This window comes from Streptomyces sp. T028 (genome assembly GCF_048159505.1).
Classification (GTDB): domain Bacteria; phylum Actinomycetota; class Actinomycetes; order Streptomycetales; family Streptomycetaceae; genus Streptomyces.
The window spans coordinates 64810-71130 of the sequence record NZ_JBLRVZ010000034.1 but is presented as its reverse complement, the minus strand read 5'-3'; the positions used below and the strand labels follow the sequence as shown (position 1 = coordinate 71130).

At 71.0% G+C, this 6321-nt stretch carries 6 protein-coding genes and 2 pseudogenes; 3 read left to right on the top strand and 5 right to left on the bottom strand.

What is annotated here, in order from left to right:
• Positions 1–22: 22 nt before the first annotated feature.
• Positions 23–253: a DUF2191 domain-containing protein gene (locus ACLZN2_RS31510; protein ID WP_416982798.1), complete on the bottom strand. Its 231-nt coding sequence runs from the start codon at positions 251–253 to the stop codon at positions 23–25.
• Positions 250–516 carry a hypothetical protein gene (locus ACLZN2_RS31505; RefSeq protein WP_416982797.1) on the bottom strand — a complete coding sequence of 89 codons (267 nt, stop codon included), beginning with the start codon at positions 514–516 and terminating at the stop codon, positions 250–252. The genes ACLZN2_RS31510 and ACLZN2_RS31505 overlap by 4 nt, the downstream gene beginning before the upstream one ends.
• 242 nt (positions 517–758) lie before the next feature.
• Between ACLZN2_RS31505 and ACLZN2_RS31500 the strand changes: the two genes are divergently transcribed.
• The 3 genes and pseudogenes from ACLZN2_RS31500 to ACLZN2_RS31490 all read left to right on the top strand — a co-directional run.
• Positions 759–1433, top strand: coding sequence for a DUF5753 domain-containing protein (locus ACLZN2_RS31500; RefSeq protein WP_416982796.1), 675 nt, complete (start codon positions 759–761; stop codon positions 1431–1433).
• 30 nt (positions 1434–1463) lie between these two features.
• Positions 1464–1634, top strand: a pseudogene (locus ACLZN2_RS31495) (DUF397 domain-containing protein); the annotation flags it as partial.
• A gap of 81 nt (positions 1635–1715) precedes the next feature.
• A pseudogene (locus tag ACLZN2_RS31490) lies at positions 1716–1817 on the top strand (glyoxalase); the annotation flags it as partial.
• On the opposite strand, the gene ACLZN2_RS31485 reads toward ACLZN2_RS31490, so the two are convergent.
• The 3 genes from ACLZN2_RS31485 to ACLZN2_RS31475 form a co-directional block, all read right to left on the bottom strand.
• Positions 1801–2895: a hypothetical protein gene (locus tag ACLZN2_RS31485; RefSeq protein WP_416982795.1), complete on the bottom strand. Its 1095-nt coding sequence runs from the start codon at positions 2893–2895 to the stop codon at positions 1801–1803. The pseudogene ACLZN2_RS31490 and the gene ACLZN2_RS31485 sit on opposite strands and share 17 nt — an antisense overlap.
• A gap of 91 nt (positions 2896–2986) precedes the next feature.
• On the bottom strand, positions 2987–5005 hold the full coding sequence (locus ACLZN2_RS31480; RefSeq protein WP_416982794.1) for a beta-galactosidase: 2019 nt from the start codon (positions 5003–5005) through the stop codon (positions 2987–2989).
• Positions 5005–6315 carry a glycoside hydrolase family 36 protein gene (locus tag ACLZN2_RS31475; RefSeq protein WP_416982866.1) on the bottom strand — a complete coding sequence of 437 codons (1311 nt, stop codon included), beginning with the start codon at positions 6313–6315 and terminating at the stop codon, positions 5005–5007. The genes ACLZN2_RS31480 and ACLZN2_RS31475 overlap by 1 nt, the downstream gene beginning before the upstream one ends.
• Between the last annotated feature and the right edge of the window lie 6 nt (positions 6316–6321).

Here is a 6321-nt window from a genome sequence, read left to right as displayed (position 1 = left end):
CGCCCCGGTGTTTCAGCCATGCTCATCGACGGTACGTCGTCTTCTCCAGCAACACGTCGAAGTCACCCGCGTCAGCCCGCGCCGCGAGCCGGGCCATGGCACGGGCGCGCTTCTTGCGTTCAACGCCCTCCTTGAGCGCGGCGTTGACGGTGTCCTTCCTGGCGTCCTTCTTGGTCTCGGTGGTCTTGGTGCCGAAGGCCATGGCGGCTTCGGCCGACATGTCCTCGTCGATGTCGATGCCGCCGCGGGTCACAGCTCCACGAACAGTTCCTCGGAACTGGTCACGGTGAGCGCCCGTTCCAGCCAGGCACTCAGGGTGTCCAGGTCGGAGGTGGAAATGATGCGCTCCCGGGCATCTTCGGGGACCTCAACACCACGTAGGCCGAGGATGCGGAGGATGTCCTCGGCACGCCCTTCGGCACGCCCTTCGGCACGCCCTTCGGCACGGCCCCTGAGACGGGTCTCCTCGATGAGGGTTCCGCTGCCGGGGAAGCGGCTGGCGGGCGGCAGGTTCATCAGTTGCCTCCAGAGTTGACGAGTCCCGGTGTCACCCAGACCGATCTCGGTGTGCTCGGCCCAGTCCTCAGCCGTCTGGCCACGGGCACTGGTCAGCGCCGTCGCCAGTGCCTCCAGTATCACAGGCAGGGCCGGATCTTTGGCGTGAGTGAGTGCGGCGAGGACGGCGAGGGGCAGGTCCCGGGCCGCCTCGTCGGGGTCGGTGATGGCGGGGAGGTTGCCCGGGGGATGTCGCGGCCGAGGTGATCGAGGCCGAACGCACCCGGATCGGTCACATCGAGAGCGGAAGGGGCTGGTGGGGCGAGTACAGCGACACGATCGGTCCGGCGGCTCGGGATCTTGCCGAGCTCGAATCCCGTTCAACCGTGCTACGGACGCATGAGCCGATGCTCATCCCGGGAATGTTGCAGACCGAGGAGTACGCCCGTGCTGTCCTCGCGACCACCGAAGCGGATACCCACCGGGCTTCCCGTTACGCTCAGTTCCGTCTGGCGAGACAACGCGTGCCGGCAGGCGGATCCCCGCTGATGTATCACGCGGTCATCCATGAGACGGCGCTCCACACACGCGTGGGCGGACCGGCTGTCATGCGCAGTCAACTCCTGCGGCTGATCGAGGTGTCCCGGATGCCACATGTGACCGTACAGGTCTTCCCGTTCGAGGCCGGAAACTACGCCGCCCACACCCAGTCGTTCGTCATCTACGGTGCCCCGGCCCCCGAGCTGGACACGGTCTACCTGGAGCATCCGACCCAGTCGCTCTTCCTACGGGATGGAAAACAGCTCGACGAGTACGCCAAAATGTTCGAGCGACTCTCAGAACTGGCGCTGCCCCCGGTCGACCCGGAGTCGGCACCGGAGTCGCACGAGTCCCGGGATTCACTGAGCCTCGTCGAGCATGTGATGTACACCTTGTGAGAGGAACGCAAGCCCCAACTCACCTGGCAGAAGTCTTCGTTCAGCTCAGGCGGCGAAGGCAACCGCATCGAGCTGGCCGGGTCCGCCCCCTCCCATCTCCACCTCCGCGAAAGCGACCGCCCGCACGAGATCGCTGTCGTCGTCCCCCGTGCCCTCACGGAACTCCTGCTTGCTCTGAAGTCCGGCGCCCTCACCCGTTGAGGCCCAGATACGCGAAGACAACGTCCCGGGCACGGGCACCGGTCAGTCGGGCAGCGCGACGGTGAGGTCCACCTCGATCATCTGCCGCTGACCGAGGAGCCGTGGGGCGAGCGCGCCTTTCAGGTCACCGACCCCAACGGGGTCATCGTCCAGCTCGTCGACTGGGTCAGCGCAGAACGGTGAGCGTGATCGTGATCGCGAGGGCGACGACCGCCGCGGCCGCCCACAGCAGCGCGGTCTTGCGTTGGCGGCTGAAGCGGTCGATGACCTCGATGCCGCCGGAGAGGAGGGGAAAGGCGTAGTAGACGTGGTCCGGGTCGGCGGGGGTCTCGACCTTGGCGAGGGGGAGCAGACGGACGCTGACGTGGCGGCGGACCTCGTGGTCCCGTGTTTCCAGGAGGAGCGCGAGCCGTTTGGCGTGGATGTCCTCCAGGAAGTCCGGGAGGTCCTCGTGGGGGCTCGTGAGGGTCGCCCTGCACCAGTCGCCGGTCTTCAGCCTGCCGGGGTAGCGCTTGACGGGCAGGGCGTCATGGTGGGGCTCGTGGGTGATCGTGGCGCCGGTCCAGACGGTGAGGCGGCCCGTGGCATCGCACGCCTCGTGCCGGACGCGCTTGTCGCCGTTGCACTTCTCGCAGCGCCGGTACCCCTTCCCGTGGCAGGTCGAACATTCCCACCGCCAGTCGCCGGAGCACTTCGGGCAGGCCACGTCCGCGGCATGGCACCGCTTGCACTCGGCGGCCCGCTCGCGTGTGCCCTCCCGGCGGGGACGGGTGCCCTTGCGCGCCCGGCTCGTACGCGGCGTGCCGGTGCCGTCGCACTCCCAGCAGGTGTCCGGGCCGCCACGGCAGACCTCGCACACGATCCAGTCCGGGCAGTCGACCCTGCCCCGCCCCGCGCACGTGTCGCAGTCCTTCCTGCCTCCCTCGCAGTCCTCGCACGGCACCTCGTCGAGAGTGCCCTCCCGGACCAGATGGACGACCTGGCGCTGCGAGGGATCGGCGGGCGGCTCCACGGGGTACGCGTAGAGGTCCGTATAGGTCGCGCGCTCGGCGATCCGCCTGTTCCTGCTCAGCGGCCCCTTCGCCTTGCGGGTGCCCTCCTCGCGCTCCTCGATCGAGCGGTGGATCTCGCACTCCAGGACCGACTCCCACGTCAGGGACGCCGCGCCGGGATCGGCGAGCCGGGTGGTGATCCCGCACCGGTCCGCCAGCTGCCGTTCGACAGCCTGCAGGATCTCCTCGTCGGACGGTCTCGTCGCCAACGCAGCTCCCCTCGCCGACGGGTGACACAGGCGGGAAGAGCAGCGTAGGGAGGCCCCCAAGTCGACGACAAGGGGGCCTCGTTCACCGGGCCTACGCCGTGCGCGGCTCCCGTACGACCGCCACCCCGCCCGGAGGCACGGACACCGATCCGCCCAGCACCGGCTTACCGCCGAGGAGTTCCACCGCTTCCGAAGCGACGGCGATCTCCGCCCCCGCGCCCGCGTGGTCGATCAGGAAGAGGTAGTCGGCGTCGGCGCCCCGGCGCCGGACCGCCTCCACCCCCGGCGGCAGGACCGCGTCCAGCACCGGCCGTACGTCCGACTCCTCGCGGACCCGGTGCAACAGCGCGGCCAGGGTCTCGGCGTCGGGCAGGGTCGCCACGTACCAGGCCGTGCCGGTGCCGTAGCCGTGGCGGGTGATCGCCGGGACGCCGGTCAGGGGGCCTTCGGTGTAGGAGGACACGACCTGCGCGCCGCCCGGCCGTACCCGCTCCGACCACAGCGCGCCCGTGCCGCCGGTGTCCAGAGGGACCGTCTGCCCCGGCAGCAGCGGGAACAGCTCGTCCGTACGGACGCCGAGCGCCTCCCGGAACGCACCCGGGTAACCGCCCAGCCTCACATGGCAGTTCTGGTCCACGGCCCCGCTGTGGAAGCCGACCACCAGCGTGCCGCCGCGCTCGGCGAAACCGGTGAGGTTCGCGGCGCCCGCGTCGTCCACGAGGTACAGGCTGGGGGCCAGGACCAGGCGGTACGCCGACAGGTCCGCGTCCGGGCGTACGAAGTCCACGGCGACGCCCGTCCGCCACAGCGGCTCGTACCAGGAGCGGACGAGGTCCAGGAAGCGGACCGCCTCGCTGGGCTGCGAGGGCAGTTCCAGCGCCCACTTGGCGTCCCAGTCCCAGACGATCGCCGTCTCGGCGGTGCCGGTGCTGCCGCGCACCTCGGCCAGCGCCTTCAGGTCCGCGCCGAGCGCCACCACGTCCCGCCAGATCACGCTGTCCGTGCCCGCGTGCGGCAGCATCGCCGAGTGCCACTGCTCGGCGCCCGCCTTCGCCGCCCGCCACTGGAAGTAGGCGATGCCGTCGGCGCCGCGCGCCACATGCGCGAGCGCGTTGCGGCGCAACTCACCCGGTTCCTTGGCCCGGTTGACGGGCTGCCAGTTCACCGCGCCCGTCGAGTGCTCCATCAGCAGCCAGGGACGGCCGCCTGCCAGGGAACGGACCAGGTCCCCGCTCATCGCGATGTCGATCTCCGACTCGGGGTCGGTCGAGCGCAGGTAGTGGTCGTTGGAGACGATGTCCAGCTCCGGCGCCCAGCGCCAGTAGTCCAGCGCGTCGAAGTTGTACATCACCATGAAGTTGGTGGTGGCGGGGGTCGCCGGAGCGGCCCCGGCCAGCACCTCGCGCTCCGCCTTGCACAGCGACAGCAGCTCGTCGCTGCAGAAGCGGCGCCAGTCCAGCCGGTGGGCCGGGTTGGGGACCGCGCCCGTCGCCCGGGGCGGGATGATCTCGTCCCAGTCGTAGTACCACTGGCTCCAGAAGGTGGTGCCCCAGGCGTCGTTCAGCGCCGCGAGGTCGTCGGCGTACTTCTCCCGCAGCCAGCGGCGGAAAGCGTGCGCGCTCGTGTCGCAGAAGCACTCCGCGTTGTGGCAGCCGTACTCGTTGTGGACGTGCCACATGACGACCGCCGGGTGCTCGGCGTACCGCTCCCCCAGCGCCCGCGCGATCCGCAGGGCGGCCTCGCGGTAGGCGGGGCTCGACGGGCAGAACGTCTGACGGCTGCCGTACCACAGTCCGCGCCCGTCGCGGTCCACCGGCAGCGCCTCGGGGTGGGCCCTGAAGAACCAGGCCGGCGGAGCCGCCGTCGGGGTGGCGAGGTCGGCGGCGATGCCGTGGGTGTACAGCAGGTCGAGGACGCGGTCGAGGCGCGAGAAGTCGTACTCGCCCTCGGACGGCTCCAGCAGCGCCCAGGAGAATATGTTGACGCTGACCATGTTCACCCCGGCCTCGGCCATGAGGCGTACGTCCTCGGCCCAGACCTCCTCGGGCCACTGCTCGGGGTTGTAGTCGCCGCCGTAGGCGATCCCGGGGACCTTCAGTTCTCGTTCCATCACTCGTCTCCCGACAGCAGGCGGCGCGTGGTGTCCACGCCCCAGAGGTCCAGGGACAGAAGGCGGTCGCTGGAGGCCATCAGGCCGCCCGTCGCCTCCACGTGTGCCGCCCACTGCTCCCGGGTCTCGACCGCCGGGCGGGCCATGAGGCAGTCGGGGTCGTTGATCCAGAGCCGGCCGTGCTGCCACTGCCGGGCGGCGCCGGTGAACTCGGCCGGGTCCTGGCCGGGCTGGCTGAAGTCACCGGCCTCGGGGGCGCGGTGCGGAGCCGTGTCCGGGCCGACCCGCATCGCGTCGAACAGGCCGATCGACGGCAGGATCGGCGCGCCGCAGCCCAGGAGGTAGGAGTCGGGGCCGATCGCCTCGCGGATCAGCGCGATACCGCCGCGGTACGCCGTCAGCGGGTCCACGGGGGCGTGCCGTACGCCGTCCAGCGCGCCCGCGTACAGGAAGTCGGCCTTGAAGTAGTCGTAGCCCTCGGCGCGCAGGGTGCGGAAGACCTCCGTCAGGTACGCCGCCGCCCCGGGGTGGGTGGTGTCGAGGGCGTACAGGTCGTGGCCCCAGTTGTGGCCCGCGTGCGCGAGGCCGCCGTCGGCCGTGCGGACCAGCCAGTCGGGGTGCTCGGCGGCGAGTTCGCTGCCGGGGTCGACGAGGAAGGGCGCGGTCCAGATGCCTGCGCGGCGGCCCCGGGCGCGGATGGCCTCCGCGATCCCGCGGCGGGAGCGGAAGCGCCCGGAGAGGGTCAGCCAGTCGCCGAGCGCCTTCTGGTAGCCGTCGTCGATCTGGACGACGTCGATGGGCAGGTCGAGGGTGTCCATCGCACGGAGGTTCTCGTGGATGTCGTCCTCGGTGACCTCGGTGAAGTACTCGTACCAGGAGCACCAGACGGTGGGCGCCGGGCGGGGCGCCGGGACGCCGAGGCCAAAGGCCCACTCGGCCAGGACGGACTGGATGTCCGTACCCGTGTACTCCTTCACCGGGCCGGTGGCGCTGATCTCCGCCACCGGTCCGGCCGGGGTGAGGCGGATGGACGGCACCTCGCGGACCGGGTCCGGCGCGGCCCACAGATGTACGGGTGAGCCGTCGCCGGGGTCGAGGGCGAGGAGGCCCTCGCCCTGGAAGACCCCCGCGGGGACGGCGACTCCGGGGCGGTAGCAGACGGTCGCCCAGTTGTCGTTCGTCGGGCGGTGCGGGCGGGCGTCGAGGGCGTAGGCGCCGCTCGGGCTCCAGGACTGCCAGCCCTCCTCGTGGACACGGGCGCGCCGCGGGTCCACGGGGACGGAGGCCACCGGGGTGAAGGGGTGGTGCACGGGGGT